The 1,087-nt window shown below is 48.9% G+C and carries 9 tRNA genes; all 9 read right to left on the bottom strand.

The window, feature by feature from the left end:
- Positions 1-125: 125 nt before the first annotated feature.
- The 9 genes from B5X47_RS13675 to B5X47_RS13635 all read right to left on the bottom strand — a co-directional run bounded on the left by B5X47_RS13675 (position 126) and on the right by B5X47_RS13635 (position 994).
- A tRNA-Met gene (locus B5X47_RS13675) sits at positions 126-202 on the bottom strand.
- A 12-nt stretch (positions 203-214) separates the two neighbouring features.
- Positions 215-290: transfer RNA gene (locus B5X47_RS13670), tRNA-Phe, on the bottom strand.
- Positions 291-295: 5 nt separating this feature from the next.
- A tRNA-Ile gene (locus B5X47_RS13665) sits at positions 296-372 on the bottom strand.
- A gap of 26 nt (positions 373-398) precedes the next feature.
- Positions 399-475, bottom strand: a tRNA-Ile gene (locus tag B5X47_RS13660).
- A gap of 28 nt (positions 476-503) precedes the next feature.
- Positions 504-580 (bottom strand) — tRNA-Pro (locus B5X47_RS13655).
- 23 nt (positions 581-603) lie between these two features.
- Positions 604-678, bottom strand: a tRNA-Trp gene (locus B5X47_RS13650).
- A gap of 34 nt (positions 679-712) precedes the next feature.
- A tRNA-Ile gene (locus B5X47_RS13645) sits at positions 713-789 on the bottom strand.
- A 28-nt stretch (positions 790-817) separates the two neighbouring features.
- Positions 818-894 (bottom strand) — tRNA-Pro (locus tag B5X47_RS13640).
- An 8-nt stretch (positions 895-902) separates the two neighbouring features.
- Positions 903-994: transfer RNA gene (locus tag B5X47_RS13635), tRNA-Ser, on the bottom strand.
- Between the last annotated feature and the right edge of the window lie 93 nt (positions 995-1,087).

The following is a 1,087-nucleotide window of genomic DNA, read 5'->3' as shown; positions in this document are numbered from 1 at the left end:
AATTTACTGACTTGGTTGTTGTTCATAAATGGTGTGGTTTTTAATCGAAATTAAAAACTATTTATGGTTTACTATCCAGTTTTCAAAGTTCATCTGTTTTAAGCTTGTTTCTAAAAAATAAAACATGGTAGCGGCAACAGGGGTCGAACCTGTGACCTTTCGGGTATGAACCGAACGCTCTAGCCATCTGAGCTATGCCGCCATATAAAATTCATGGTGCCCAGAGGCGGAATCGAACCACCGACACGAGGATTTTCAGTCCTCTGCTCTACCGACTGAGCTATCTGGGCAAACATGGTGGGCCTTCAGGGACTCGAACCCAGGACCTACCGGTTATGAGCCGGGCGCTCTAACCAACTGAGCTAAAGGCCCATGTAATACCATGAATTTAAGTTGTGTGGTGGGCTTAGCTGGACTCGAACCAGCGACCTCACGCTTATCAGGCGTGCGCTCTAACCACCTGAGCTATAAGCCCTCAATGTAATTGAGTAAAAAATGAATTTTGGTCGAGGTGGAGGGACTCGAACCCCCGGCCCCATGGTCCCAAACCACGTGCGCTACCAAACTGCGCTACACCTCGTCGAATATATTATTCTATTAAGTTGGCAGGGGCGGCAGGATTTGAACCCACGGCATTCGGTTTTGGAGACCGACGTTCTACCACTGAACTACGCCCCTAAGATAAATGTCTCCTACTTTATAACTTTTATCTTGGTGGGCTTAGCTGGACTCGAACCAGCGACCTCACGCTTATCAGGCGTGCGCTCTAACCGCCTGAGCTATAAGCCCTCAATAATAATTGAGTAAAAATAAATCTTGGTCGAGGTGGAGGGACTCGAACCCCCGGCCCCATGGTCCCAAACCACGTGCGCTACCAAACTGCGCTACACCTCGTAAATCTATGGCGGAGAAGGAGGGATTTGAACCCTCGCGCCCGTTAACCAGGCCTACTCCCTTAGCAGGGGAGCCTCTTCAGCCACTTGAGTACTTCTCCAATTGTGTTCAATGTTATTATGGCGGAGAGGGTGGGATTCGAACCCACGGTCCCTTTCGGAATCACTGGTTTTCAAGACCAGCTCCTTAAACC

The sequence above is a fragment of the Acetoanaerobium noterae genome, assembly GCF_900168025.1.
Classification (GTDB): Bacteria; Bacillota; Clostridia; order Peptostreptococcales; family Filifactoraceae; genus Acetoanaerobium; species Acetoanaerobium noterae.
This window is presented reverse-complemented; position numbering and strand designations above follow the sequence as displayed.